Origin of the sequence: Nocardia sp. NPDC050378 (assembly GCF_040655675.1) — a bacterium.
In the GTDB taxonomy this organism is placed as follows: Bacteria; Actinomycetota; Actinomycetes; order Mycobacteriales; family Mycobacteriaceae; genus Nocardia; species Nocardia coubleae.
In genome coordinates this window covers 95,908-120,126 of sequence record NZ_JBFAKI010000015.1, presented here as the reverse complement: position 1 = coordinate 120,126, position 24,219 = coordinate 95,908, and the positions used below count along the sequence as shown (strand labels likewise).

At 67.9% G+C, this 24,219-nt stretch carries 21 protein-coding genes and 1 pseudogene; 7 read left to right on the top strand and 15 right to left on the bottom strand.

What is annotated here, in order from left to right; all coding sequences use genetic code 11:
* The first annotated feature begins 18 nt into the window (after window positions 1–18).
* Window positions 19–531, top strand: coding sequence for a MarR family winged helix-turn-helix transcriptional regulator (locus tag AB0I35_RS26105; protein ID WP_357398955.1), 513 nt, complete (start codon window positions 19–21; stop codon window positions 529–531).
* Here AB0I35_RS26105 and AB0I35_RS26100 read toward each other — a convergent pair.
* Window positions 508–1,263, bottom strand: coding sequence for an ATP-binding cassette domain-containing protein (locus tag AB0I35_RS26100; protein ID WP_357398953.1), 756 nt, complete (start codon window positions 1,261–1,263; stop codon window positions 508–510). The genes AB0I35_RS26105 and AB0I35_RS26100 overlap by 24 nt on opposite strands.
* A gap of 126 nt (window positions 1,264–1,389) precedes the next feature.
* Between AB0I35_RS26100 and AB0I35_RS26095 the strand changes: the two genes are divergently transcribed.
* On the top strand, window positions 1,390–2,484 hold the full coding sequence (locus AB0I35_RS26095) for a GGDEF domain-containing protein (RefSeq protein WP_357398951.1): 1,095 nt from the start codon (window positions 1,390–1,392) through the stop codon (window positions 2,482–2,484).
* Window positions 2,485–2,526: 42 nt separating this feature from the next.
* On the opposite strand, the gene AB0I35_RS26090 is transcribed toward AB0I35_RS26095, so the two are convergent.
* The 5 genes from AB0I35_RS26090 to AB0I35_RS26070 form a co-directional block, all read right to left on the bottom strand.
* Window positions 2,527–3,645 carry a glycerate kinase gene (locus AB0I35_RS26090; RefSeq protein WP_357398950.1) on the bottom strand — a complete coding sequence of 373 codons (1,119 nt, stop codon included), beginning with the start codon at window positions 3,643–3,645 and terminating at the stop codon, window positions 2,527–2,529.
* 30 nt (window positions 3,646–3,675) lie between these two features.
* Window positions 3,676–4,473 carry an ABC transporter ATP-binding protein gene (locus AB0I35_RS26085; RefSeq protein ID WP_357398949.1) on the bottom strand — a complete coding sequence of 266 codons (798 nt, stop codon included), beginning with the start codon at window positions 4,471–4,473 and terminating at the stop codon, window positions 3,676–3,678.
* 16 nt (window positions 4,474–4,489) lie between these two features.
* The gene (locus AB0I35_RS26080; RefSeq protein ID WP_357398947.1) at window positions 4,490–5,530 is read right to left on the bottom strand and encodes an ABC transporter substrate-binding protein; all 1,041 of its coding nucleotides are present in this window, start codon (window positions 5,528–5,530) and stop codon (window positions 4,490–4,492) included.
* Window positions 5,531–5,573: 43 nt separating this feature from the next.
* The gene (locus AB0I35_RS26075; RefSeq protein WP_357398946.1) at window positions 5,574–6,446 is read right to left on the bottom strand and encodes an ABC transporter permease; all 873 of its coding nucleotides are present in this window, start codon (window positions 6,444–6,446) and stop codon (window positions 5,574–5,576) included.
* Window positions 6,447–6,572: 126 nt separating this feature from the next.
* The gene (locus tag AB0I35_RS26070; protein WP_357398944.1) at window positions 6,573–7,607 is read right to left on the bottom strand and encodes a LacI family DNA-binding transcriptional regulator; all 1,035 of its coding nucleotides are present in this window, start codon (window positions 7,605–7,607) and stop codon (window positions 6,573–6,575) included.
* A gap of 178 nt (window positions 7,608–7,785) precedes the next feature.
* Between AB0I35_RS26070 and AB0I35_RS26065 the strand changes: the two genes are divergently transcribed.
* From AB0I35_RS26065 to AB0I35_RS26055, 3 genes are read left to right on the top strand one after another with little or no spacing between them, the layout of a single operon-like run.
* Complete coding sequence (locus AB0I35_RS26065) at window positions 7,786–8,949, top strand: Gfo/Idh/MocA family oxidoreductase (RefSeq protein WP_357398943.1); 1,164 nt, start codon at window positions 7,786–7,788, stop codon at window positions 8,947–8,949.
* Window positions 8,946–10,136: a dihydrodipicolinate synthase family protein gene (locus AB0I35_RS26060; RefSeq protein WP_357398942.1), complete on the top strand. Its 1,191-nt coding sequence runs from the start codon at window positions 8,946–8,948 to the stop codon at window positions 10,134–10,136. The genes AB0I35_RS26065 and AB0I35_RS26060 overlap by 4 nt, the downstream gene beginning before the upstream one ends.
* Window positions 10,133–11,014, top strand: a complete 882-nt coding sequence (locus AB0I35_RS26055) for a sugar phosphate isomerase/epimerase family protein (protein ID WP_357398941.1) — start codon at window positions 10,133–10,135, stop codon at window positions 11,012–11,014. The genes AB0I35_RS26060 and AB0I35_RS26055 overlap by 4 nt, the downstream gene beginning before the upstream one ends.
* Window positions 11,015–11,159: 145 nt before the next feature.
* On the opposite strand, the gene AB0I35_RS26050 is transcribed toward AB0I35_RS26055, so the two are convergent.
* From AB0I35_RS26050 to AB0I35_RS26015, 8 genes are read right to left on the bottom strand one after another with little or no spacing between them, the layout of a single operon-like run.
* Window positions 11,160–12,254 carry an acyl-CoA dehydrogenase family protein gene (locus AB0I35_RS26050; protein WP_357398940.1) on the bottom strand — a complete coding sequence of 365 codons (1,095 nt, stop codon included), beginning with the start codon at window positions 12,252–12,254 and terminating at the stop codon, window positions 11,160–11,162.
* Window positions 12,251–13,429, bottom strand: coding sequence for an acyl-CoA dehydrogenase family protein (locus tag AB0I35_RS26045; protein ID WP_357398938.1), 1,179 nt, complete (start codon window positions 13,427–13,429; stop codon window positions 12,251–12,253). The genes AB0I35_RS26050 and AB0I35_RS26045 overlap by 4 nt, the downstream gene beginning before the upstream one ends.
* Window positions 13,426–14,649, bottom strand: a complete 1,224-nt coding sequence (locus tag AB0I35_RS26040) for an acyl-CoA dehydrogenase family protein (RefSeq protein WP_357398937.1) — start codon at window positions 14,647–14,649, stop codon at window positions 13,426–13,428. The genes AB0I35_RS26045 and AB0I35_RS26040 overlap by 4 nt, the downstream gene beginning before the upstream one ends.
* Window positions 14,649–15,677: a phosphotransferase family protein gene (locus AB0I35_RS26035; protein ID WP_357398936.1), complete on the bottom strand. Its 1,029-nt coding sequence runs from the start codon at window positions 15,675–15,677 to the stop codon at window positions 14,649–14,651. The genes AB0I35_RS26040 and AB0I35_RS26035 overlap by 1 nt, the downstream gene beginning before the upstream one ends.
* The gene (locus tag AB0I35_RS26030; protein ID WP_357398935.1) at window positions 15,677–16,129 is read right to left on the bottom strand and encodes a MaoC family dehydratase; all 453 of its coding nucleotides are present in this window, start codon (window positions 16,127–16,129) and stop codon (window positions 15,677–15,679) included. Before AB0I35_RS26030 ends, AB0I35_RS26035 begins: the two co-directional genes overlap by 1 nt.
* Window positions 16,126–16,884: an SDR family oxidoreductase gene (locus AB0I35_RS26025; RefSeq protein WP_357398933.1), complete on the bottom strand. Its 759-nt coding sequence runs from the start codon at window positions 16,882–16,884 to the stop codon at window positions 16,126–16,128. Before AB0I35_RS26025 ends, AB0I35_RS26030 begins: the two co-directional genes overlap by 4 nt.
* Before the next feature lie 34 nt (window positions 16,885–16,918).
* Window positions 16,919–17,674 (bottom strand): SDR family oxidoreductase, encoded by a 756-nt coding sequence (locus AB0I35_RS26020; RefSeq protein WP_357143004.1) that lies wholly within the window; start codon window positions 17,672–17,674, stop codon window positions 16,919–16,921.
* On the bottom strand, window positions 17,671–18,891 hold the full coding sequence (locus AB0I35_RS26015) for an acetyl-CoA C-acetyltransferase (protein ID WP_357398932.1): 1,221 nt from the start codon (window positions 18,889–18,891) through the stop codon (window positions 17,671–17,673). The genes AB0I35_RS26020 and AB0I35_RS26015 overlap by 4 nt, the downstream gene beginning before the upstream one ends.
* A 154-nt stretch (window positions 18,892–19,045) precedes the next feature.
* Between AB0I35_RS26015 and AB0I35_RS26010 the strand changes: the two genes are divergently transcribed.
* Window positions 19,046–19,639, top strand: coding sequence for a TetR/AcrR family transcriptional regulator (locus AB0I35_RS26010; RefSeq protein ID WP_357398931.1), 594 nt, complete (start codon window positions 19,046–19,048; stop codon window positions 19,637–19,639).
* 221 nt (window positions 19,640–19,860) lie between these two features.
* A pseudogene (locus AB0I35_RS26005) lies at window positions 19,861–22,110 on the top strand (MMPL family transporter); the annotation flags it as partial.
* 164 nt (window positions 22,111–22,274) lie between these two features.
* Here the strand turns inward: AB0I35_RS26005 and AB0I35_RS26000 are convergent.
* A complete protein-coding gene (locus tag AB0I35_RS26000; protein ID WP_357398930.1) occupies window positions 22,275–24,197 on the bottom strand; it encodes an acyl-CoA dehydrogenase family protein in 1,923 nt (640 codons plus the stop codon).
* Window positions 24,198–24,219 lie beyond the last annotated feature (22 nt).

The following is a 24,219-nucleotide window of genomic DNA, read 5'->3' as shown; positions in this document are numbered from 1 at the left end:
ATCGAGAGGAGACATGCGTTGGGTGACCAGACCACCGAGGACACCGATCCGGCTCACGACCGGTCGCAGCTGGAAACCGAGATCGCCCGCGATCTGCGTGCGCTGACCGCGATCTCCGAACAGATCGGTCACGTCTTCGCGCGGTCCAATGATCTGCGCCCCAACGACTTCCGTGCCCTGATGCATGTGGCAACCGCACAGGCCGAAGGCACACCGGTGACCGCGGGTCGGTTGAGCACACTGATGGGGATATCCGCGCCCGCGGTCACCTACCTGGTCGAGCGGATGATCGAATCCGGCCACCTCGAGCGAGTACCCGACGCCACGGACCGCCGACGAGTGCACCTCGGCTACACCGACCACGGCATGTCCGTGGCGGCCGGATTCTTCGAACCACTCAGCACCCGCACCCGGGCTGCGATGGCCGAGCTGCCGGCTGCCGACCTCGAAGCAGCCCACCGGGTGTTCATCGCGATCACCGGCGCGCTACGCGATTTCTACAGCGAGCTACCGGCGCAGATCGACCGCTGAGCTCGTCGCAGGTCCCGACGTCTGGCCCGGCTCGCCGTACGAAGCAGCGCCTCCCACAGACATCCGCACCCGCGGATCCTCGGAGGCGGACAGTTCCGCCATCGTCCCGGCGGCCAGAATCCGCCCTTTGCTGATGACAACCAGGCGGTCGGCGTAACCGGTGGCGGCGAGCAGGGCGATGTCGTGGGTGATGACGAGCAGGGCCGCACCGGTGTCGGCGTACTCGCGAAGCGACTTCCACACACCGTAGGCGGTGCCCTGGTCCAGGGAAGCGGTCGGGCCGTCCGCGACCAGGACATCGGGAGCGGTCAGCAGGGCGGCCGCGACCGCGGCGCGTTGGATCTGGCCCGCGGAGTTGTGCCGCGCAAGCAGATCCAAGGCGTCGATCGGATAATGAGCAGCAGCGCAGGCTTGTTCGACGGTCCAGGCTCGGTGTCGAAGCTCCGATCGGCGGAGCTGCTCGCCGACGGTGCGGTCGGGCACGAAGGCATCGATACCGTCCTGAGGGACATAGCCGACACGGCCGTCGATCGCGACTTCACCACTCGCCCGTGCCGATTCGGGTAGGCGACCGGTCAGTGCGTAGGCGATCATCGTCTTGCCGTCGCCGGGGCCGCCGAGCAGCGCGGTGAGCTGTCCGGCGGGAACACTCAGATTCACGCTCGTGAGGACCGTGTCGCGCCACCGGCCGGTGTCGATGTCGACGGTGAGGGAACGTAGTTCGGCTGTCACGCCTCCAGTGTGGCCGGGTTCCTCAGCGACGACACCTAGACTACTGCGAACAATTCGATGGGATTTCTCGATTTTCGCGCTCGGCAGGAACGAGGTGGCTATGCCGTCGGGTCCAAGGGTGAGTCGGTGAGTGGCGGTACGACGCTGCGGTCCTGGTGGGCGGACCCGGTCGACTACCGCTGGCTGGTGCGCACCCTCGCCGTTCGTTCGGCGCTGCTGCCGCTGAAGGTGCTGATGGGCGCCGCCGGTGCGGGGATCGCGGTGATGGGTCTGGTGATCGCGGGCACGCCCGCGGGGCCGCCCGGCCCGGCATCGGTTGTCGGAGTTCTGGCGGGCACGCTGTGGGCCGTGCGCTGGTGGCTGCTGCCCTGGCCCGGCAGAACGGAGTCGCTGGTCCTGATCGCCTGCGCCGATCTGCTGTTCACGATCGAGTTCCTCCAGGTGCACAACCGTCTGTTCGGCGCCATGGGTGCCGTACTGCTGCTGGCGACCGGCAGCTATCTGAGCTTCTTCCACAGCGCACGGGCCGTGGCCGCGCATTCGGCCTGGTCGGTGTTGTCGGTGGTGGTGTTGTCCGTGCGGATCGCGACGGGCGGCGACGGAGTCACGCTCGCGGTCGCGGTGGGTCTGCTGCTGGCGACGGTGATCACCGCGGTGCCCGCGTTCCAGCTGCTCTACTGGCTGCTGCGCGTCGAGTCACTCTCGGACCCGCTCACCGAACTGCTCAACCGGCGAGGGCTCGAGAACCGGCTCCCCCGACTCGTCGAGGACCATCGTGCCGTCTGCGTCATCTCCTTCGACCTGGACCGGTTCAAGAGCGTCAACGACACCTGGGGTCACCGCATCGGCGACATCGTGCTGATGCGAACCGCCCGGCGCCTGCGCGAGGCCACCCCGGATTCGGCGGTGGTGGCCCGGACCGGCGGTGAGGAGTTCGTCGTAGCCGCCCCGATCGCGGCGGCCGACGCCCGCGACGTCGCCGAACACCTCCGCCGGGTGGTCGCCGCGCCCTCGGATACCGCGGTGGGCGTGACGGCCAGCATCGGCGTCGCGGTCTTCGACGCGACGGTCTGCCCGCAGTGCCCACGCCCCACCCCCGACCGCTTGCTGCAATCCGCCGATGCGGCGATGTACCAGGCGAAACAGTCCGGGGGAAACGTGGTCGTCCTCGACGACCTCACCCGGCCACCCGGGCACTCCCACGCGCCGGGTGAGGAATGAACCGGGCGTCGCAGCTGCCGAGCGCGGCTCGGACCATGGTGATCAGCTGGAAATCGCCGGAATGCGGCCGATCTCGCGGCCTATCCGGGTGAGAAGCCGGCTGGTCAGGTCCGGGTCTTCGGCGGTGTTCGAGTCGGTGTAGTCGCCGAGAGAGTAGACGGTTGTGAAACCGGCTCGGTGCCAATGGTCGCGGGGCAGGGTGTTGCGTCCGGCGACCGCGACGACGGGGGTGGGGTGGGCGCGGGCGGCCAGAACCGCGGGGAGTTTTCCGTGGGCGGTCTGCTCGTCGATGCTGCCCTCGCCGGTGATCACCAGGTCGACATCGGGCAGGTGGCGGTCGAATTCGAGCAGTTCGAGAAAGAACTCGGCGCCGGAGACGCTGGTACCGCCGAGCAGCAGGGCGGCGAAGCCGATCCCGCCCGCGCTGCCCGCACCGGGCGCGGCCGCGATTGCCTCCGCTTCCGGACAGCCGCTGCGGACGAAGGCGCGGACCAGGTTGCGCAGTCCGTCGTCGAGGAACCGGACGTCGGATTCGGTGGCGCCCTTCTGTGGGCCGTACACGGCGGCCGCACCGTCCGGCCCCAGCAATGGGTTGGTGACATCACCGGCGACCACGATGTCCACCTCGCTCAACCGGACCGCCCGCGACGAGTCGACCGTGTGGACGCGGGCGAGACTGCGGCCACACGCGCGCAGTCGCTGTCCGCTCGCGTCGGCGAAGGTGAAGCCGAGCGCGGCGAGCATCCCCATCCCACCGTCGGTGCAGGCGCTGCCACCGAGCGCGAGGACCAGGCGTTGCGGCCGGTGTCGCAAAGCCTGCGAGACCGCTTGTCCCACACCGAGACTGCTCGCGTCCAGCGGCAGCTTCCGGCCGTTCGGCAGGGTGGCGAGGCCGCAGGTGCTCGCGACCTCGACCACCGCGGTGCCGTCGCCGACCGCGATCCGCGCGTATGTCGGGGTTCCCGACGCCCCGGCCACCGTCACCGGATGCGGCGTGAAACCGGCCGCGACCGCCGCGTCGACGCTCCCGTCACCGCCGTCGGCCATCGGCATCCGCACGCAGTCGATGCCCGCCTCCGCCAAGCCGTCGGCGAGGCGGTCGGCCACTTCGGCCGCGGTGAGGCTTCCTTTGAATTTGTCCGGGGCGAGGAGAACCCTCACGCGGTCGACGTCCTTTCTGCGGTCCGGATCTCAGTCCGCTTGCGCCACCGCGCCGAGCAGTTCCCGGACCCGGTTGGCGACGGTGATGAATTCCGGTGTCTCCATCGTCGTGGCGTACTCGCGGTGCGCGGGCAGGTCGACATCGAGCAATTCGATGATCTTGCCCGGTCGTGGACTCATCACCACGACCCGATTGGCGAGATAGACGGCCTCGGCCACCGAATGCGTGACCAGCAGGACGGTGGTGCCCGTCTCCCGCCAGATGCGGTGCAGTTCGACGTTCATCCGTTCCCGGGTGAGCGCGTCGAGTGCGCCGAACGGCTCGTCCATCAGCAGCACTTCCGGTCGGTGCAGCAGGGCTCGGCACAGCGAGACCCGCTGCTGCATACCACCGGAGAGTTCGTGCGGCAGGGCGTTCTCGAAGCCGCCGAGCCCGGTCATCTCGATGAGCCGATCGCATTCGGCGGCCGCTGCGCGCTTGTCCATGCCGCGCATCTCCGCCTGCAGCAGGATGTTCTTGCGTACGGTTCGCCATTCCAGCAGTGCGGCACGCTGGAATACATAGCCGATATCGCGCTGCGGCCCCCGCACGGGGGCACCGCCGAGTTCGACGCTGCCCCCGCTCGGGTCGGTCAGGCCCGCGACGACTTTCAGCAGCGTCGATTTACCGCAACCGGACGGGCCGACGATCGACACGAACTCGCCGCGGCGGACGTGCAGGTCGACATCGTGCAGTGCGGTGACCTCGCCGCGGGTGGAAGAGAACCTTACGGTCAGCCCGTCTACGGCGACCGCGGTGCCGGTGCGGATGTCGGTGGGTGTGCTCATTTCGTCACCTGTTCCGTCACGGCCGACTGGTCGGGGTGAATTTGGAGTCCCAGTACTTGGCCGGGTCCTCGGCCTTCTCGAGGAGCTCGGCGTTGCTGAGCACCTCGACGGTGGCGCGCCAGTTCGCCTCGGTATTGGTTCCGGGCGCCTTGCCGACGGTTTCCGGGGTGGTGAGCAGCGGGATGGTCTGCTGCCACTGCTGCAGCAGCACCGGCTGCGGCGGCAGTTGCGGGTCCTTGCCTTCCATCGCGGCGACCGCGGCCTCGGGCTCGGCTGCCGCGGCGGCGAAGGCCTCGCTGGTCGCGTCGACCATGGCCTGCACCAGCTTGGGCGAGGAGTCGATCGTGGCCTGGTTCGCGATCAGGCCGTTGCTGAAGAAGTTGAGCCCCTGCTCCGAATACCGCAGGTAGCGCACCTCTTTGCCGCTCTTGTTCGCGATGGTGGGACCTTGGTCGTGCGCGAAGCCGATCAGCCCGTCGACGCGGCCCGAGAGCATCGCCGACATCTTGCCCGCGGAGTCCAGACTCTGCTGAGTGACCTGATCGGCGGGTACGCCCGCCTTGTCGAGATAGACGGGGAAGGTGGTGGTCGGTGCGTCGCCCGCGGAGACGGCGATGGTCTTGCCCACCAGGTCGGCCGGAGTGCGGATATTCGAATCGGCGAACACCTGCACCGCCGACGGCGTGGTTTGCAGGAAGACGCCGACGCTCTTGACCTTGACGCCCTTGTCGATATTGCTGAGGACGGCGGGCGTATCGGCCCAGCCGAAGTCGGTCTGCTCGGAACCGGTGGCCTGCGTGGTCTTCGTCGAGCCCTGGCCGGCCGAGATCGTCAGATCGATGCCGTGCTTGGCGAAAATGCCTTCCTGCACGCCGTAATAGAACGGGGCGTGCTCGCCGTAGGGGTACCAGTTGAGCATCAGCGACACCGGCGTGGTCTTCCCGTCGGTGCCGGGCTCCTTGGCCTCGGTGCCGCCGCCTCCGCAGCCGGTCAAGACCAGCACCGAGGCGACCGCGGCGGCCCCGACGGACGTGAGTGTGCGTGTTCGGAATTTCATGCGAGTTCTCCAGCTGTGGCGCGAATACGGTGGTTCGGCATGCTCAAGCCGCCCCGACGACCGAGGCCGTGGATCGACGGGAGGCGTGCCAGGGAATGAGGAACTGTTCGGCGATCTCGATGATCGCGAACAGGATGATGCCGAGCAGCGACATGATGATCAGGGCCGCGAACAGCATCGCGGTGTCGATGTTTCCGTTGGCCTGCAGAATCACATAACCCAGACCTTCGTTGGCGCCGACGAATTCACCGACGACGGCACCGGTGACCGCTAGGGTGGCGGCGATCTTGAGCCCGGACATCAGTTGCGGAAGCGACGCCGGGAAACGCACTTTCACAAACGTCTTCCAATTGCTCGCGCCCATGGTGGAGGTGAGTTCGAGGATCTCCGGGTCGACCGAGCGCAGGCCGGCCATACCGGAGATGACGATCGGGAAGAACGCCATCAGCACGGCGACGAGAATCTTGGGGCTGGTGCCGAAGCCGAGCCAGACGATGAACAGCGGGGCGATGGCGATTTTCGGGATGACCTGCGCGAAGAGGATGAGCGGGTACATCGTTCGCTCGACGCCACGCGAATAGATCATCACCAGGGCGACGGCTTCGCCGATCAGCGCGGCGATGATGAAGCCGACCACCGTTTCGTAGGTGGTGACCCAGGTGTTCTCGAGCAGATACGCCGAGTTGTCCACGGTGGTGCGCCAGGTATCGGCGGGCGACGGCAGGATGTAGGGCTCGACGAGCTCGAATCTCGTGACGGCCCACCAGGCGACGACGAGCACCGCCACCAGGGCGAGTGGCCGCCAGACGGTCGACCAGAGACCGGCCGGGGAGGGAAGCTTTCGGCGCCGGGGGCGAGCGGGTTGCGCCGCTTTCGGTGCGGGGGAACCGGCCTCGACGGACGTGACTACCGCCATCTGGAGTCCTAAAGCTAGTAGTGGAGCGGGATTCGAACTGCACCCGCTGGGAATGCGCTTTCCGAAGCTGGATCCGAGGCTAGTGTGACCCGACCCACAGTGTCAAGGGTTTCGAATCGGGCCAGGTCACGGGCGGCGCAAAACACTGCTGTCGCGCAGGATCACCCGACCGGGCACGAATTCGTGTGCGCGCGAGGACGTCGCGGTGTCGTCGAGCGCGAGCGCGACGGCCCGTTCGCCGATGTCCACCAGCGACAGCGCCACCGTCGAGAGTCCCGGCACGTGGTCGCGCAGCGTGGGAATGTCGTCGAACCCGGCGACGCAGACATCGTCGGGCACCACCAAGCCGAGCTCGCGCCAGGCCGCGATCGCCCCGATCGCCATCACGTCGCTCACGGCGAAGACGCAGGGCGGGACCGCCTGCCCGTGGCGCAGTTCCAAGGCCGCGGCGAGGCGACGCGCGGCGCTGAAACCACCGTCGCGGGAGAAGTCGCCCGCGATCTCCACCAGCGGTGTCACCCCCTGTGACGCGAGTGCCTCGACGAAGCCGTTGCGCCGGTCGACGGCGGTCCTGATGTGACCGGGCCCGCCGATCACCGCGAAGTCGCGATGCCCCTGACCGAGCAACGCGTGCGCCAATTCCGCTGATGCCACATAGTTTTCGGGCTCGACGGCGGCACCGAAGGACAGCGGTTGCCCGACGACGACCACCTTGCCGCTGTTGTCCAGATACCGCGCGCACTCCTTCTCGAGATCGCGGTCGAGATCGCCGCTCTGGCGCGACCCCGCGAGGATGATCGCGTCGGCGCGGTGCGAGATGAACGTGCTCACCGATTCGCGCTCGATGTCGAAATCGCGTTGCGTGCTGGCCAGCAGGACGAGCTTGCCCGCCCGGCGCGCCGCCGTCTGCACCCCCTGCACGATCGAGGAGAAGTAGGGGTCGGCGATGTCGTGCACGACGAGCCCGATCAGCCCGGTCGACGACCGCGCCAGGGCCTGGGCCTGGGCATTCGGCACATAGCCGAGCTCCGCGGCGGCGGCGCGCACCCGGTCGGCCACGCCTTCGCCGGGCACCCGCGACGATCCGTTGAGCACCCGGGAGGCGGTCGCCTGGGAGACGCCCGCCCGGATCGCGACGTCTTGCAATCTCACAGCCGCCATGACTTCGTGCCTCGTTCCCTCGGTTCGGGGTGGGGTTGACCGGACTCGGTGACTTAGCATAGCTTGGAAAGCGCATTCCGAGCTGACTTGTCCATCGCCGTGGTGCGGAGTTCCTCCGCACCGTCCGCGACCCATTCTGCGGGTCGTCAGCCACGCAAATCAGAAGAGGCACAGAACAATGCCCGATTCCACTCCCCCGCGCACGCTCCGCATCGCCATGAACGGCGTCACCGGTCGCATGGGTTACCGCCAGCACCTCATGCGCTCGATCCTGCCGATCCGCGACGCCGGTGGCCTCCTGCTCCCGGACGGCAGCCGCGTCCAGGTGGAGCCCGTCCTCGTGGGCCGCAACGCCGCCAAGCTGGCCGAACTCGCGGCACAGCACGGTATCGCCGAATGGAGTACCGATGCCGCCGCCGTCATCGCCGACCCGTCCATCGGCATCTACTTCGACGCACAGGTCACGTCCCGGCGCGCGGAGGCGCTCGCAGCGGCGATGAAGGCGGGCAAGCACGTGTTCACCGAGAAGCCGACCGCCGAAACGCTCACCGAGGCAGTAGAACTCGCCAGAGTCGCCGCGAACGCGGGCGTCACCGCTGGTGTCGTGCACGACAAGCTCTATCTGCCCGGCCTGGTCAAATTGCGCAGGCTGGTCGACGAGGGTTTCTTCGGGCGGATTCTGTCACTGCGTGGCGAATTCGGCTACTGGGTCTTCGAAGGCGACGGCCAGCCCGCCCAGCGTCCCAGCTGGAACTACCGCGCCGAGGACGGCGGCGGCATCGTCGTCGACATGTTCTGCCACTGGAACTACGTGCTCGAGGGGTTGCTCGGCAAGGTCGAGGCGGTCACCGCGAAGGCGACGACCCATATCCCCACCCGGTGGGACGAACAGGGCAAGCCGTACGACGCCACCGCCGACGATGCCGCCTACGGCATCTTCGAGATGGCGAACGGCGTTGTCGCGCAAATCAATTCGTCATGGGCGGTGCGCGTGTACCGCGACGAGCTCGTCGAGTTCCAGATCGACGGTACACACGGTTCGGCCGTGGCCGGGTTGCGCAAATGTGTCGCGCAGCATCGCTCGCATACGCCCAAACCCGTGTGGAACCCGGATCTTCCGGTCACCGAACCGTTCCGCGATCAATGGCTCGAGGTGCCGGCGAACGCCGATCTGGACAACGGCTTCAAATTGCAGTGGGAGGAATTCCTCGCCGACGTCGTGAACGAGCGGCCGCACCGCTACGGGCTGCTCTCCGCCGCGCGCGGAGTTCAGCTCGCCGAACTCGGCCTGCGCAGCTCCGCCGAAGGCCGCCGCATCGAGATTCCAGAGGTCACGCTGTGACCGCGGCCCCGACCGATGTGTCGGTACTGCTGCCCGCCGGCGACCGGCTCGAACGGTACGTGCTCGGCGCTCCGGGTGCGTGGACGCGGCCGCCCCGGCCGATCACCTCGCGGGTGGCTTTCGCTGCCGCGCATGTGATTCCGCGTGCCACGGCCGACAACACGCCGGGCGCGCCCGTGACGATCGACTGGGACGCGACGCTGGCCTACCGGCACGAGCTGTGGTCCTACGGGCTCGGTGTCGCCGATGCCATGGACACCGCGCAGCGCGGGATGGGCCTCGACTGGCGGACCACCGCCGAATTGATCCGGCGTTCCGGCGGTGAGGCCGCCTCCACCGGGGGCAGGCTCGCCTGCGGTGCGGGCACCGATCAGCTCGACCTCGACGGCCTGCCCGCCGGGTCGGCCGGGCTCACCAGGATCGTCGACGCCTACCGCGAGCAGATCGACGTGGTCACCGAGGCGGGCGCGCAGGTGATCCTGATGGCTTCGCGGGCTCTCGTGCGGGTCGCGGAGTCGGCGGCCGACTATGTGGACGTCTACGAGCGGCTGCTGGCGGGTGTCGACCGGCCGGTGATCCTGCACTGGCTCGGCACCATGTTCGATCCCGCGCTGCACGGCTATTGGGGTAGCGACGATATCGCCACCGCCACCGAGACCTTCCGGACGCTCATCGAGAACAACAGGTCGAAGATCGAGGGCGTCAAGGTCTCGCTGCTGGATGCCGGACACGAGATCGCGCTGCGACGCGCCTTGCCGCCGGGGGTACGGCTCTACACCGGCGACGATTTCAACTATCCCGAACTCATCGTCGGTGATACACAGGGGCATTCGGATGCGCTGCTCGGCATCTTCGCGGCGATCTATCCGGCCGCGTCGACCGCGCTGCAGGAACTCGACAACGGCAACGTGGCGCGGGCATCCGAAATACTCCGTAGCACACAGGAACTCGGGCGCCACATCTTCGCGGCGCCGACGTACTACTACAAGACCGGTATCGCGTTCCTGTCGTGGCTCAACGGTCGTCAGCCCGGCTTCTCCATGGTCGGCGGGTTGTCCACGGGCCGTTCCGTGCCGCACCTGGCCGAACTGTTCCGGCTCGCCGACCGGGCCGGGCTGCTGTCGGACCCCGAACTGGCCGTGCACCGAATGCGGCTTTACCTCGAACTGAACGGACTCGGATCATGACATCGGTTGTCGCGCAGCAGGTCCCGTACGACTCGGCGGCTCCGTACCGCTCACTGTCGCTGAACACCGCGACGACCAAGCGCTGGACCTTGGCCGAGGCGGTGGACGGTGCGGCAAGGGCCGGACTCGGCGCGATCGGACTGTGGCGTGACCGGGTCGACGAGGTCGGGGCCACCACCGCGGCCAAGATCGTGGCCGACGCGGGTCTGCGCGTCTCCAGCCTGTGCCGCGGCGGCTTCCTGACCGGGAAGGAAGACGGACCGGCCGCGCTCGACGACAACCGCCGTGCCATCGATGACGCGGCGACACTCGGCACGCGGGAACTGGTGATGGTGATGGGCGGGATCCCCGATCGGGATCTCGCCGGTGCCCGGGCACGGGTCGAGGAGCGGCTCGCGCTCCTGGTCCCTTACGCCGCCGACCGCGGCGTTCGCCTGGCGCTGGAACCGTTGCACCCCATGTTCTGTGCCGATCGAGCCGTGATTTCCACACTGGCGCAGGCACTCTCGATGGCAGCGCCGCATCCGGCCGACACCGTGGGCGTCGTGGTCGACACCTTCCATCTCTGGTGGGACCCGACCCTGGCGCAACAGATCGCGCAGGCCGGTGCGGCCGGGCGGATCAGTTCGTATCAGGTGTGCGACTGGCTGAACCCGATGACCGCCGACCCGCTGCTGTCCCGGGGCATGATGGGCGACGGCGTCATCGACTTCACGACCATCGGCCGCTGGGTCCGCGACGCCGGGTACCGAGGCGACGTGGAAGTCGAGATCTTCAACGCCACGGTGTGGTCCAGCGATGGCCACGAGGTGATCGAGACGATGAAGCGGCGGTACCGGGAGCTGGTACTGCCGTCTCTCGTCGGAGAGCGGACATAGCGGCTGATGCCGAGCAGGTCGCCCACCAGCCGCTTACCTCAGCTACCGCGTTCGCAGCACCCTGCGCAGGCCGTTTCGGAAGCGGGACACGATCTCCTCGTCGAGCAGGTCGAGCAACGCCTCGGCCTTGCTGGGACACCGATGATCAGGGTCGGGGAACCTCGACCAGCTCGGCCAAGCGCAGCCGGTGCGTCCCGGCGGTACCGAAGGCGAGCTGGTCGGCCTTGGCGCGCTTGAGGTACAGGTGGGCCGGGTGCTCCCAGGTCATGCCCATGCCGCCGTGCAGCTGCACCGCCTCCTCACCGGCGTGGACCGCGAGGTCGCTGCAGAACGCCTGGGCAACCGAGGCCGCGACGGGTGCGTCGGCGTCGTCGGTGGCGAGCGTGGCGGCGGCATAGCGGGCAGCGGCGTTGCCGGACTCGACCGCGGTGTAGAGCTCGGCCAGCCGGTGTTTGATCGCCTGGAAGCCGCCGACCACGCGCCCGAACTGGCGACGTTCCCGCAGGTACGCCACGGTCTCGTCGAGGCACCACCGCGCCAGACCGTACTGCTCGGAGGCGAGCAGGGCGGTACCGGCCGCGAGCGCCCGGCCCACCGCCGCCGCACCGTCGGCGACCACGAGTTCGCCTGCGGCACCGTCGAACCCGAGGTCCGCCAGCTGGCGGGTCATGTCGAAGGAGACGACCGGCGTGAGGTTCGCATCGGCGGTCGAGATCGCGTACAGCGCAACACCTTCCGGCCCCGTGGCCGGCACCAGCAGCACATCGGACTCGAGCGCACCGGCGACACTGGTGACATCGCCTGTGAGCCGTCCGTCGGCGTCCGCCGACACGGTGGGCGACACCGCGTGGGCGGCCGTGGTCAAGGGCACGGCCAGGGCGGCCGTGCGCTCCCCCGCCGCCAGCTGACCGAGCAGCGCCGAACCGGAGCCGAGCAGTGCGGTGGTCGCGACCACGGCACTGGTCAGGAAGGGCACCGGGGCGACGAAACGCCCGAGCTCCTCGAGCACCACCGCCGCCTCACGAGCCGAGGCACCCGCGCCACCGTCCGCTTCGGGAACGAGCAGTCCGGCCAGGCCGAGGTCGACGGCGATGTTCTTCCACAGCCCCGCGACCAGCGCGCGGTCGCCGTCGTAGAGGGCGGTGACCGCGCCGGGTTCGCACTGCGCGGTCAGCACCGAGCGCACCACGGCGCGCAGGTCGTCCTCGACTTCGGTGTAGAGCAGATCAACGTCGGTCATCGCGCGACTTCTTTCCAGGGACGGTCCTTGTCGGTACGCGGCTCGGCGGGCAGGCCGAGGATGCGTTCGGACACGATGTTTCGCAGGATCTCGGAGGTGCCGCCCTCGATGGAATTACCCTTGGCCCGCAGGTAGCGGTATCCGGCATCGCGCGCGTTCATGTCGACACGCTCGGGACGGACCATGGTCCAGTCGGAATAGCGCAGGCCTTCTTCGCCCAGCAGTTCGACCTCGAGTCCGGACAGCTGCTGCGCGATCCGGGCGAAGGACAACTTCATCGCCGAGCCCTCCGGACCCGGCTGACCCTGAGCCAGCTTCTGGCGCAGGCGAAGTCCGGTGAGCCGGGCGACCTCGGCGTCGACCCACAGCCGCAGCAACCGGTCGTGCAGCTCCGGGGTGCGCCGTTCCGGGTTCGCCCGCCACGTGTCGGTGACCACGCCGATCAGCCCCGATTCGCGGGCACTCGCCCGGCCGCCGATGGCGACGCGCTCGGTGTTGAGGGTGGTGTTGGCGATGCGCCACCCGTCGCCCTCGGCGCCGAGGCGCTGTTCGTCGGGGACGCGGGCGTCGGTGATGAAGACCTCGTTGAACTCGGCCTCACCGGTGATCTGGCGCAGCGGCCGCACCTCGATACCCGGCTGGGTCATGTCGATCAGGAAGTACGACATGCCACGGTGTTTGGGGACGTTCGGGTCGGTGCGGGCGAGCAGGATGGCGAAGTGCGCCAGGTGCGCGCTCGAGGTCCACACCTTCTGCCCGTCGACCACCCACTCGTGACCGTCGCGGACCGCGCGCGTGCTGACATCGGCCAGGTCGGAGCCGGCGCCGGGTTCGCTGAACAGCTGGCACCAGATCTCCTCGCCTGTCCACAGCGGGCGCAGGAAACGCTTCTTCTGCTCCTCGGTACCACAGGCCAGGATGGTCGGACCGGCCATGCCGAGACCGATCACGTTGGCCGCCGGATTGTTGTCCGGGGCCCCGGCCTGCTCGAAGAGCTGGTCCACCTCGGTCTGCCAGCCGTGCGGCAGACCGAGACCACCGTGGCCTTCGGGGAAGTACACCCACGCCAGACCCGCGTCGTAGCGAGCGCGCAAGAATTCCAGGCGCTCGGTGGTCGCGGGATCGTTGGCGGCGAGGAATTCCCGGATCCTGGTGCGGAGTTCGTCGATGGTCATCGGCTCTCCCGATATTTGCGCAGCTCGTTCTTGGCCAGCGCGTTCTTGTGGACCTCGTCCGGTCCGTCGGCGAAGCGCAGGGTGCGGTTGCCCGCGTAGGCGGCGGCCAGCGAGAAGTCCTGGGACACACCGGCGGCGCCGTGCACCTGGATGGCTTTGTCGAGAATCCATTGGACGGTGGCCGGGGTGGCGATCTTGATCGCCTGGATCTCGGTGTGGGCGCCCTTGTTGCCCACGGTGTCCATCAGCCACGCGGTCTTGAGCACCAGCAACCGCAGCTGCTCGAGCTTGACCCGCGACTCGGCGATCCAGTCGCGGATCACGCCCTGCTCGCTGAGCGGCTTGCCGAACGCGACACGCGCCTCGGCGCGGGCGCACATCGCCTCGATGGCCCGTTCGGCCACGCCGACGGCTCGCATGCAGTGGTGGATGCGGCCGGGCCCGAGGCGGGCCTGCGCGATGGCGAAGCCGTACCCCTCGCCGCCGATCAGATTGGTGGCCGGGACCCGCACATCGGTGAAACGCATCTCCGCGTGGCCGCCGTGCTCGTGGTCGTCGTAGCCGAAGACCTCCATGCCGCGGATGATCTCCACGCCAGGGGTGTCGCGCGGGACCAGGATCATCGACTGCTGCTGGTGCCTGCTCGCGGTCGGGTCGGTCTTGCCCATCACGATGAAGATGCGGCAGTTGGGGTTCATGGCGCCGGTTATCCACCACTTACGCCCGTTGAGCACGTAGTCGTCGCCGTCGCGCTCGATGCGGGTGGAGATGTTGGTCGCGTCGGAGGAGGCCACGTCGGGTTCGGTCATCGCGAACGCCGACCGGATCCGCCCGTCCAGCAACGGCTCGAGCCATTCCTTGCGCTGCTCTTCGGTGCCGAATTGGGCCAGCACCTCCATGTTGCCGGTGTCGGGCGCCGCGCAGTTCAGCGTGGCCGGAGCCAGATGACCACTGCGGCCGGTGATCTCGGCCAGCGGGGCGTACTGCAGGTTGGTCAGCCCGGCACCCTCCTCGCCGGGCAGGAACAGATTCCACAGGCCACGCCTGCGGGCCTCGGCCCGCAGCTCGGTCATGATCGGCACCGAATCCCAGGCCCAGCGGTTGTCGAGCTGGGACACCTGTTCGCGGAACACCGGTTCGGCCGGGTAGACGTGGGCGTCCATGAAGTCGATCAGCGAGGCACGCAATTCCTCGGTGCGGGCGTCGTAGGCGAAATCCATCAGCGGTACTCCTTCAGTGCGGTGAGGCCGGTTTCGAGGAGGGGCTCGATCGCCGAACCGATGGCATCGAAACCTTCGCCGACAGTCTGGCCGTGCAGATAGCGGTAATGGATGCCTTCGAGGATCGCGGCCAGTTTGAACGCGGCGAGCCCGAGATAGAAACCGAACCGCGACATGTCGCGCTCGCTGCGCGCGGTGTAGCGGGCGATGATCTCGTCTTCGGTCAGAAAGCCCGGTGCCACCGTCGCGTCGGCAACGACGGCGCTGCCCGCCCTGGCCGCGAGGCGGCCGTAGACGACCATCAGCGCCAGGTCGGTCAGCGGATCACCGAGGGTGGCCATCTCCCAGTCGACGACCGCCGCGAGCCGGTCCTCGGGATCGGTGAGCACATTGTCGAGCCGGTAGTCACCGTGCACGATGCCCACCGCCGACTCGGCGGGGACGTCCGCGGCGAGCAGCGCGTGCAGTTCCTCGGCCAGCGGGAGGTCGCGGGTGTGCGACGCGTCGAGCTGCTTCTTCCATCGGCGCACCTGGCGTTCCAGGAAGCCCTCGGGACGACCGAAATCGGCCAACCCGACTGCCGCGGGATCGACCGCGTGCAGTACCGCGAGGGTGTCGATCAGATCGGTCGAAATGGCGCGGGTGCGTTCGGATCCCAGCTCACGCAGTTCGGCGGCGGTCCGGTACGGCGTGCCCTCGATGTACTCCATCACGTAGAAGGGGGCACCGAGCACGGTGTCGTCCTGGCACAGTGCGTACATGGTCGGCACCGGGACGTCGGTGTGCTGTAGGGCCGCCATCACCCGGTATTCGCGGGCCATGTCGTGGGCGGTGGCCAGCACATGGCCCAGCGGTGGGCGGCGCACGATCCACCGGCTGGTGCCGTCGGTGACCACATAGGTCAGGTTCGATTTGCCGCCTGCGATCAGCGTGGCGCTCAGGGCCGAGCCCGCCACCGGGACCTGACCGCGTAGCCAGGTGGAGAACCGGCCGAGATCCAGGCCGGGAAGGTCGGCCGGGGTCTCCATCAGGCCACCACGAGGGTCAGCGATTCGACCACGCAGACCGGCTTGTCGCCGCCTTCGCGTTCGACCGTCACCCGGGAAGTGACCAGGTGGCCCGCGGCACCCGCCGCGACCGAGACCAGCTCGATGCCGGCGCGCACCTTCGAGTCCACCGGGACCGGCGCCGGGAAACGCAGCTTGTTTGCACCGTAGTTGACGGCCATCCGCACGCCCTCGACCCGGTACACCTGCGGGACCAGCAGCGGCAGCAGCGACAAGGTCAGATAACCGTGCGCGATCGTGGTGCCGAACGGACCGTCTGCGGCCTTCTCGGTGTCGATGTGGATCCACTGGTGATCACCGGTCGCGTCGGCGAACGCGTTGATCTGCGCCTGGGTGATGGTGTGCCACCCGGAGTAGCCGAGATGGGTTCCGACAGCACCCTCGAGGTCGGCGACGCCCTGGAAAACTCTCATGCCTTCGGCCCTCCCGCGACGTAGAGCACCTGACCGGACACGAAACCCGCTCCCTCGCCGGCGAAGAACGACACGGCGTGCGCGATGTCCTCGGGCACACCGGTGCGAGCGACCGGAATCTCCTTGGCCGCACCGGCTTTGAAGTCCTCGAACGGAATGCCGACGCGTGCCGCGGTGGCCGCGGTCATCTCGGTCTCGATGAAACCGGGGGCGATGGCGTTGGCGGTGACACCGAACTTGCCGAGCTCGAGGGCGAGGGTCTTGGTGAAGCCCTGCACGCCCGCCTTGGCCGCGGCGTAGTTGGCCTGGCCACGGTTGCCCAGCGCCGAGGTGCTCGACAGATTGACGATGCGGCCGAACCCGGCCTCCGTCATGTACTTCTGGACCGCGCGGGTCATCAGGAACGCGCCGCGTAGGTGCACGTTCATCACCGTATCCCAGTCGTCGGTGGTCATCCGGAACAACAGGTTGTCGCGGATCACGCCCGCGTTGTTGACCAGCACGGTCGGGGCGCCCAGCTCGGCGACGACCCGCTCGACGGCCCCGGTGACGGCCGCCTCGTCGGAGACGTCGGCGCCGACGGCGATCGCCCGGCCGCCCGCGGCCTGGATCTGCTCGACGACCGGCTTACAGGCGACCTCGTCGAGGTCGATCACGGCGACGGCCATGCCGTCGGCGGCGAGCCGACGGGCAACGCCCGCGCCGATGCCCCGGGCGGCGCCGGTGACGATCGCGGTCTTGGTCGGTGTGCTCATTGGTTTCTCCTGAGGTTTTCGCCAGTAGTGGTTGTCAGACGCCGCCGGTCAGCGTGACGCCGCCGTCGAGGACCAGTAGTTGTCCGGTGACCCAGGACGCGTCGTCGGAGAGCAGGAACGCCACCGCGCCCGCGATGTCCTCGGGCACGCCGAGCCGCTTGAGTGGGTAGGTCTCGGCGAGCTCCTGCTCCTTGCCCTCATACAGGGCGGTGGCGAACTTCGTCTTCACCACGGCGGGCGCGACCGCGTTCACCCGGAGCTTCGGGCCGAGCTCCACGGCCAGCTCCTGGGTGATATAGGTCAGCATCGCTTTGCTGGCACCATAGAACCCGATGCCGGGCGCGGGCTTGATTCCGGCGACCGACGACACGTTCACCACCGCGCCGCCGTGCTCGGCCATCCACGCCTTGTGCACCTGCTGGGTCCACGCCAGTGCCGCAAGGCAATTGACCTCGATGATCTTGCGCGCGGCCTGCAGGTCCATCTCGATCATCGGACCGTACACCGGGTTGATGCCGGTGTTGTTCACCAGTAGATCGACGCTGCCGAACGTCTCGATCGCGCGGGCGACGGCGTCTTCCTGATGCGTGGTGTCATCGGCGCGGCCCGCCACGCCGAGCGCGTGCTCGGGGCCGCCGAGCTGGACCACCGCCGCGTCGAGGGCGTCCTGCTTGCGGGCGGTGACGACGACCTTCGCGCCGTCGTCGACCAGGCGCTGCGCGATGCCGAGCCCGATCCCTCGGCTGGCGCCGGTGACGATCGCGGTCTTGCCCGCGAAACGGCCGGTCACGAGAGCCGCTCCAGCACCATGGCCATACCCTGGCCGCCGCCCACACACATCGTCTCCAAGCCGAACTGCTTGTCGTGGAAGCGCAGCGAGTTGATCAGCGTGCTGGTGATGCGGGCACCGGTCATGCCGAACGGGTGACCGACCGCGATCGCCCCACCGTTGATGTTCAGCTTGTCCTCGGGGATGCCGAGTTCGCGGGCGGAGCCGAGCACCTGCACGGCGAAGGCCTCGTTGATCTCGACCAGGTCGATGTCGTCGATGCTCAGACCCGCGCGGCGCAGGGCCTGCTTGGAGGCTTCGATCGGGCCCAGGCCCATGATCTCCGGCGACAGGCCCGAGACACCGGTGCTGACGACCCGGGCGAGCGGGGTCAGTCCCAGTTCTCTGGCCTTGGTGTCGGACATGATGACCAGAGCGGCGGCGCCGTCGTTGAGCGCGCAGCAGTTGCCCGCGGTGACGGTGCCGTCGGGACGGAACACCGGCTTCAGCTGACTCACCGCCTCGAGGGTGACACCGGCACGCGGGCCGTCGTCGGCGCTGACCACCGTGCCGTCGGGCAGTGTCACCGGAGTGATGTCGGTTGCCCAGAATCCGTTGGCGATCGCCTTCTCGGCCAGATTCTGCGAGCGGACACCGAATTCGTCCTGCTCGGCACGGGTGATCCCGGTGAACTGGGCGACGTTCTCCGCGGTCTGCCCCATGGCGATGTAGACATCGGGCAGCAGACCGTTCACGCGGGGGTCGGCCCACGACGGGGCACCACCGGCGGCACGTTCGGCGGTGCGAGCGACCGCGTCGGCGAAGACCGGATTCTGGGTGTCGGGCATACCGTCGGCATTGCCCTTGGTGAAGCGGCTCACCGTCTCGACCCCGGCCGAGATGAAGACGTCGCCCTCACCGGCCTTGATCGCGTGCAGCGCCATCCGGGTGGTCTGCAGGCTCGACGAACAGTAGCGATTGACGGTCGTGCCGGGCACCGTGTCGAGCCCGGCCAGCACGGCCACCGTGCGGGCCATGTTGAAGCCCGATTCGCCTGCCGGCTGACCGCAGCCGAGGACGAGATCCTCGATCTGGGTCGGGTCGAGGTCGGGCACCTGAGCCAGCGCGGCACGCACCATCTGCACGGTCAGGTCGTCGGGACGCATGTCCTTGAGCGAGCCCTTGCCCGCTCGACCGATCGGGGAACGGGCAGCGGCGACGATCACAGCTTCCGGCATTCGGATCTCCTTTGATGACTAAGCGCTTGCTTAGTAGCATAGTGCAGGGTGGTCTGGATCACCGTCAACAGCAAACCCGACTTCGATGCCTGTTAACCACATCACACCAGCCGTGACCAGCGCGGCTTCCCCGAGGCGAGATAATGGCGACCCCATGACCGAAACCACCGGACCCCGCGGCGACTCCACCCGCGCGCGACTCCTGGAAGCCGCCGTCGCGGCCTTCGCCGAGAAGGGCTTCAACGGAACGACGACGCGCGATATCGCCGGGGCGGCCGGCATGAGCCCGGCCGCGGTCTACGTTCATCACAGATCCAAAGAGGAACTGCTCTATCTGATCTCGCGATCGGGCCACGACGAAACCCTCGAGCTGATCCGGAAGGCGGCCGCGTCGTCCAGCGACCCGGCGATCGCCCTGCGCACCGTGATCCACGATTTCGCCGTCCATCACGCACGCGGTCACACCGGCGCCCGGATCGTCAACTACGAACTGAACTCACTGAGCCCCGAACACCTGACCGAGATCCGCGCGATCCGCCAGCAGATCGATCAGGCCATGCGCGACCTGGTCCGCCGCGGGATCGAGGAGGGCGTCTTCGACACCCCCGACGCGCGAATGGCGTCCACCGCCCTGCTCTCCCTCGGCATCGACATCGCCCGCTGGTACCGCGACGAGGGCGACTGGTCCCCGGAAGACATCGCCACGGCTTACGCCGACATGGCGTTACGCATCGTCGGGGCCGGCTGACCCGGGCCTCACACAAGAAGCGAATCGACCGGGACACCGTCGACCGGGTCGCGCCACCGAGGTCCGCTGGTGCGGCGCCCTCCCCCCTTTCCGCGTCCGATCCGGGACCGCGCGTACAGGTCTGGAATCACACTCCCCGACAGCCGCTACGCCGTCGCCTGTCAGCCGATCCTCAGGTTTGCCTGGGAAGGTCGGTAACGCAGCAGACAAAGGAGTCGTTTGTGTTCAACCGTTGGGGCGACCTGGTCCATCGATTTCGCTTCGCCGTCATCGCGATCGTCGGTGCCGCGCTGCTCGGACTCGGTGGGTACGGGCTCGGATTGTCCGACCATCTCACCTCGAGCGGGTGGGACGACCCGGGTTCGGAATCCTCGCAGGGCTCGCGGATCGCCGACCAGGCATTCGGGCGCGACCATACCGCCGACGTCATCGTGCTCTACAACGCTCCCGACGGTAAGACGATCGACGATCCGGAGTTCAGCGGCACGGTCGTCGCTGGTCTGGACAAGGCACTGGCCGAGCACCCGGGCGAGATCGACAAGATCAACGGCGCCTACTGGCGGGTGGGCGACGCGCCCGCGGTGCCGTCGGTATTCGGGTCGGCCGACAAGCGGCACGCGTTCGCCTCGGTCGCGCTCGTCGGTGACAACGACACCGACCTGCTGCGCAGCTACCGGGCGGTGAGCGACGCCTTCCACATCGACGGTGTGGACGTGGAGGTCTCGGGGCTGCAGGCCATCGGCGGCACCCTCAACGACACCATCGCCACCGACGTACACCGGATGGAACTGCTGGCCATTCCCGCTGTGGCGGTGCTGCTGTTCTTCATCTTCGGTGGCGTCGTCGCCGCCGCGCTGCCGCTGATCATCGGTGGGCTCACCATCTTCGGCGCCAACGGCATCGTCATGGCGATCACGAACTTCACCGACGTCAACTCGTTCGTCTCCGCCGTGGTGTCGATGATCGGCCTCGGCCTGGCCATCGACTTCGCCTTGTTCATCGTCAGCCGGTTCCGGGAGGAACTCGCCGGCGGTTACGACACGCGCGCGGCAGTCCGGCGCACGGTGATGACCGCCGGACGCACCGTCGTCTCCTCGGCGACCATGATCGCGGCCAGCCTCGGCGGCATCCTGCTGTTCCCCCAGGGCTTTCTCCGCTCGGTCGCCTACGGCACCATCGCGACGGTGTCGCTCGCCGCCCTGACCGCGGTGACGATCCTGCCCGCGATGCTGGCCGTCCTCGGGCCACGGGTGGACATGCTCGGCATCAAACGCTTCCGCAAGACCAAGTCCGCCGAGGAGATCGAGAACGGCTTCTGGGGCAGACTCCCCCGCTGGGTGATGCGACACCCCTTGAAGGTGGCGGTGGCGGTCGTCGTCGGGCTGCTGTTGCTGATCATCCCGATCAAGAACCTGGCCTTCGGCGGCATCAACGAGAAGTACCTCCCGCCCGACAACAGCACCCGGCTCGCCCTCGAGCACTTCTACGAGGTGTTCCCACTGAAGAAGACCGACCCGATCCAGCTGGTCTTCGTCGGTAAGGACACCACCGCCATCGGTGCGGTATGGAAGCAGGCCAACCAGGCGCCCGGGCTCGTCGGCCAGTTCGGCGTGCCGAGCAACACCGGCTCCAACGATCCGGCGGTATACCGCACCTCGGCCACCCTGGTGGATCCGACCGGCAACGCCGAGCCGACGATCGACTACCTGCGCGCCATCGACGTACCGGACGGGGTGGACATGTATGTCGCGGGGCAGCCCGCGATCATGGCCGACAGCATCGACAGCCTGCTCGACCGGATGCCGCTGATGATCGGGCTGGTCCTGCTGGTCACCACACTGCTGATGTTCCTCACCTTCGGATCACTGGTACTGCCGATCAAGGCGGCGCTGATGAACGCCCTCGGGCTCGGTTCCACACTCGGCATCCTGACCTGGATCTTCATCGACGGTCACGGCGCCGGGGTACTGAACTTCACGCCACAACCCATCAGCGCACCGGTGCTCATGCTGATCATCGCGGTGATCTACGGCCTGTCGACCGATTACGAGGTCTTCCTGATCTCGCGCATGGTGGAGGCACGCGCCCATGGCGCGTCCACCACCGAAGCGATCCGCACCGGCACCGCACAGACGGGCCGCATCATCACCGCGGCCGCGCTCATCCTGCTCGTCGTCACCGGTGCGTTCGCGTTCTCCGATCTGGTGATGATGCAGTACATCGCCTACGGCATGATCGCGGCGCTGTTCATCGACGCGACCATCCTGCGCATGCTGCTCGTCCCCGCCATCATGAAACTGCTCGGCGACGACTGTTGGTGGGCGCCCAAGTGGGCCAAGCGAATTCAGGAAAAGGTCGGCCTGTCCGAACCGTCCCTCGCCGACGAACGACCCGACCGGGACGCGATGGTCGACCTGGTGCGGACGACTCCCGTCACCGACCCGCCGACCATGCGGATGGCCGCCGTCCCCGACAGCGAACTGGCACGCACTCCCCGCCGCCCGCGCACCGTCGCCGAGATCGAAGCCGAAGCCCCGACCCATCGACTGGGCAGAATCGTCGACCGCCCATTGCAGTAGGAGGCCGCTCCGGCGCGTTCCTGCTACAACGGCCACACCGGGTCGGCTCGTGCCGGTCAGGCCTTCATCTCATAGGTCCCGGCCAGCCCGCGCGCCTTGCCGAGCACACGCTCGAAGCGGGCCTTGTCGAAGGCGGGGCGCCGCACCAGGTCGAGTGCTCGGCGTTGCTGGACGGCAGTGGCGGTCGGCTTGTTGTGCAGGGCGAGGGCGTTCGTGGAGAAGCCGCGAACGAAGCCGTCGAAGATCTGGTCGATGACCGCGGGGTCGGTGCCCTCGATCGCCGCCTGCTCCAATACCAGCTGCGCGTAGGGCACCGCCGTGAACAGCTCGCCGAAGGCGAACAGGAAGTCGACGTCTTTCCGCTGCGACGGCGTCGGCGCGGCGACGGCGAGCAGTGCTTGCAGCGCGAGCACCTGTTCGAGGAACACCGCGACATTCGGCACGTCACCGAAGCTCTCGAAGACCGGGCGCCAATCGGCGAAGCGGATCCGGCCGAGGCCACTGCTCGGTCCCTGCCGGAACAGGAACTCGTCGTCGGCGGTGTCGTGCCGTGTCGGTACCGGTTCGTAAGCGGCGCACGCCAATTCGTCGCCGAGTGGTTTCACGATCGAGCCGAGACGTGGAGTGAGCTTGCGACTCGTCCACGACAGCGCACCGGCGGCGGCGCGGGTGGCGACCGTGGGGGCCACCGCGACACCGGGCAGCGACCGCATCGCGGCCAGACCGGCATCGGCCGGATGGAACATGTAGTTGGCCATGAACTTCAGCGACAGCGCCATGTTGACGTGGACGGTGCCCTCCAGCCTCGGGAGCCCGAACATGGCTGTCATCGCGACCGGGAAGTACATGTCGTTCTCGAACCCGCGTGCGGCGATCACATCGGCGAGGTCCTCGATCACGCGCTGTCCCTGGCGGGTCACCGACATCTTCTCGATGGCGTTGAACAACAGGTAGCGACGGTCCTCGGGTGCGGCCGAACGCATGTAGTCCACCGCGCGAGCACTGTAGAGCTTCATCGCGACGATCCGCGCGTAGGAATCGGTGATCAGCGCTTTGACCTGCGGGAACTCGGTGACTCGGTGCCCGAACAGAATCCGGTTCTCCGCATGGTCGATCGCCTCGTAGAAGGAGTGCTCACAGGCGCCGATCGCGCCGAAGCCGAGATTGAACTTGCCGACATTGACCGTGTTCATCGCCGCGTGGAACGCATCCTCCCCGCGGTGCAGGATGTCCTCCTCGGCGACGGGATAGTTCTCGAGCTCGAACGCGGCGACATAGATCTGGCTGTCGACCACGTTCTTGCGCAGCTTGTACGCCTCGTGCTGGGAGTCCGCGACGAAGAAGAGATAACCCTCGTAATCCTCCTGCGCCGGTTTGCCTCGCATCGCCGCCGCGCTGTCGATGATCGGCTTGTCCGAGCGACGGCCGAATACCGAGACCATCGAGGCCAGGTTGCCGTTGCCGATGTAGTACTTGCCGCCGGTGGCGGTGTATCCACCGTCGGGCTGGGGGTCGACGATCATGTCGGTGGAGTACACGTCGGCGCCGTGTTCCTTCTCCGACAGGCCGAACGCGAAGATCTCGCCTGCCTCGAGCCGCGCGGCCGCCTTCTGTTTGGCGATGGCGTTGTCGCTCTGCCAGATCGGCCCGAGACCCAGGATGGTGACCTGCCAGATGTACCAGTAGGTCATGCCGTAGAAGCCGAAGATCTGGCTCAGCACGGCGTTGCGCGAGGTGTCCCAGCGCTTGTTCGGGTCGCTGCCCGCCTCGGCCGCCGGGGTGAGGAAGGTCGCGAACAAGCGCTCCTTCTTCACGAAATCGAGGAACTCCGACGGCCAGACGCGGGTGCGATCGTCGGCGAGCAACCTGGTCTTGCCCCGCGACTCGAACCAGTCGACCGTCGCGCGCAGCAACCTGCGCGTCTCCGGGTCGAACTGCGCGAAGTCGGCGGTGTTCGGGTTGAACAGATCTCGGGGCATCACGGCTCCTCCTGCTGGCGTC

Excerpts from the sequence above, each read along its gene's own strand:
- AB0I35_RS26025 (WP_357398933.1), bottom strand. The coding sequence starts at position 16,884 with ATGAGCACACCGACCAAGACCGCGATCGTCACCGGCGCCGCCCGGGGC.
- AB0I35_RS26010 (WP_357398931.1), top strand. The coding sequence starts at position 19,046 with ATGACCGAAACCACCGGACCCCGCGGCGACTCCACCCGCGCGCGACTC.
- AB0I35_RS26030 (WP_357398935.1), bottom strand. The coding sequence starts at position 16,129 with ATGAGAGTTTTCCAGGGCGTCGCCGACCTCGAGGGTGCTGTCGGAACC.
- AB0I35_RS26035 (WP_357398936.1), bottom strand. The coding sequence starts at position 15,677 with ATGGAGACCCCGGCCGACCTTCCCGGCCTGGATCTCGGCCGGTTCTCC.
- AB0I35_RS26040 (WP_357398937.1), bottom strand. The coding sequence starts at position 14,649 with ATGGATTTCGCCTACGACGCCCGCACCGAGGAATTGCGTGCCTCGCTG.
- AB0I35_RS26085 (WP_357398949.1), bottom strand. The coding sequence starts at position 4,473 with ATGAGCACACCCACCGACATCCGCACCGGCACCGCGGTCGCCGTAGAC.
- AB0I35_RS26070 (WP_357398944.1), bottom strand. The coding sequence starts at position 7,607 with ATGGCGGCTGTGAGATTGCAAGACGTCGCGATCCGGGCGGGCGTCTCC.
- AB0I35_RS26065 (WP_357398943.1), top strand. The coding sequence starts at position 7,786 with ATGCCCGATTCCACTCCCCCGCGCACGCTCCGCATCGCCATGAACGGC.
- AB0I35_RS26050 (WP_357398940.1), bottom strand. The coding sequence starts at position 12,254 with ATGACCGACGTTGATCTGCTCTACACCGAAGTCGAGGACGACCTGCGC.
- AB0I35_RS26015 (WP_357398932.1), bottom strand. The coding sequence starts at position 18,891 with ATGCCGGAAGCTGTGATCGTCGCCGCTGCCCGTTCCCCGATCGGTCGA.
- AB0I35_RS26055 (WP_357398941.1), top strand. The coding sequence starts at position 10,133 with ATGACATCGGTTGTCGCGCAGCAGGTCCCGTACGACTCGGCGGCTCCG.
- AB0I35_RS26045 (WP_357398938.1), bottom strand. The coding sequence starts at position 13,429 with ATGACCATCGACGAACTCCGCACCAGGATCCGGGAATTCCTCGCCGCC.
- AB0I35_RS26075 (WP_357398946.1), bottom strand. The coding sequence starts at position 6,446 with ATGGCGGTAGTCACGTCCGTCGAGGCCGGTTCCCCCGCACCGAAAGCG.
- AB0I35_RS26000 (WP_357398930.1), bottom strand. The coding sequence starts at position 24,197 with ATGCCCCGAGATCTGTTCAACCCGAACACCGCCGACTTCGCGCAGTTC.
- AB0I35_RS26080 (WP_357398947.1), bottom strand. The coding sequence starts at position 5,530 with ATGAAATTCCGAACACGCACACTCACGTCCGTCGGGGCCGCCGCGGTC.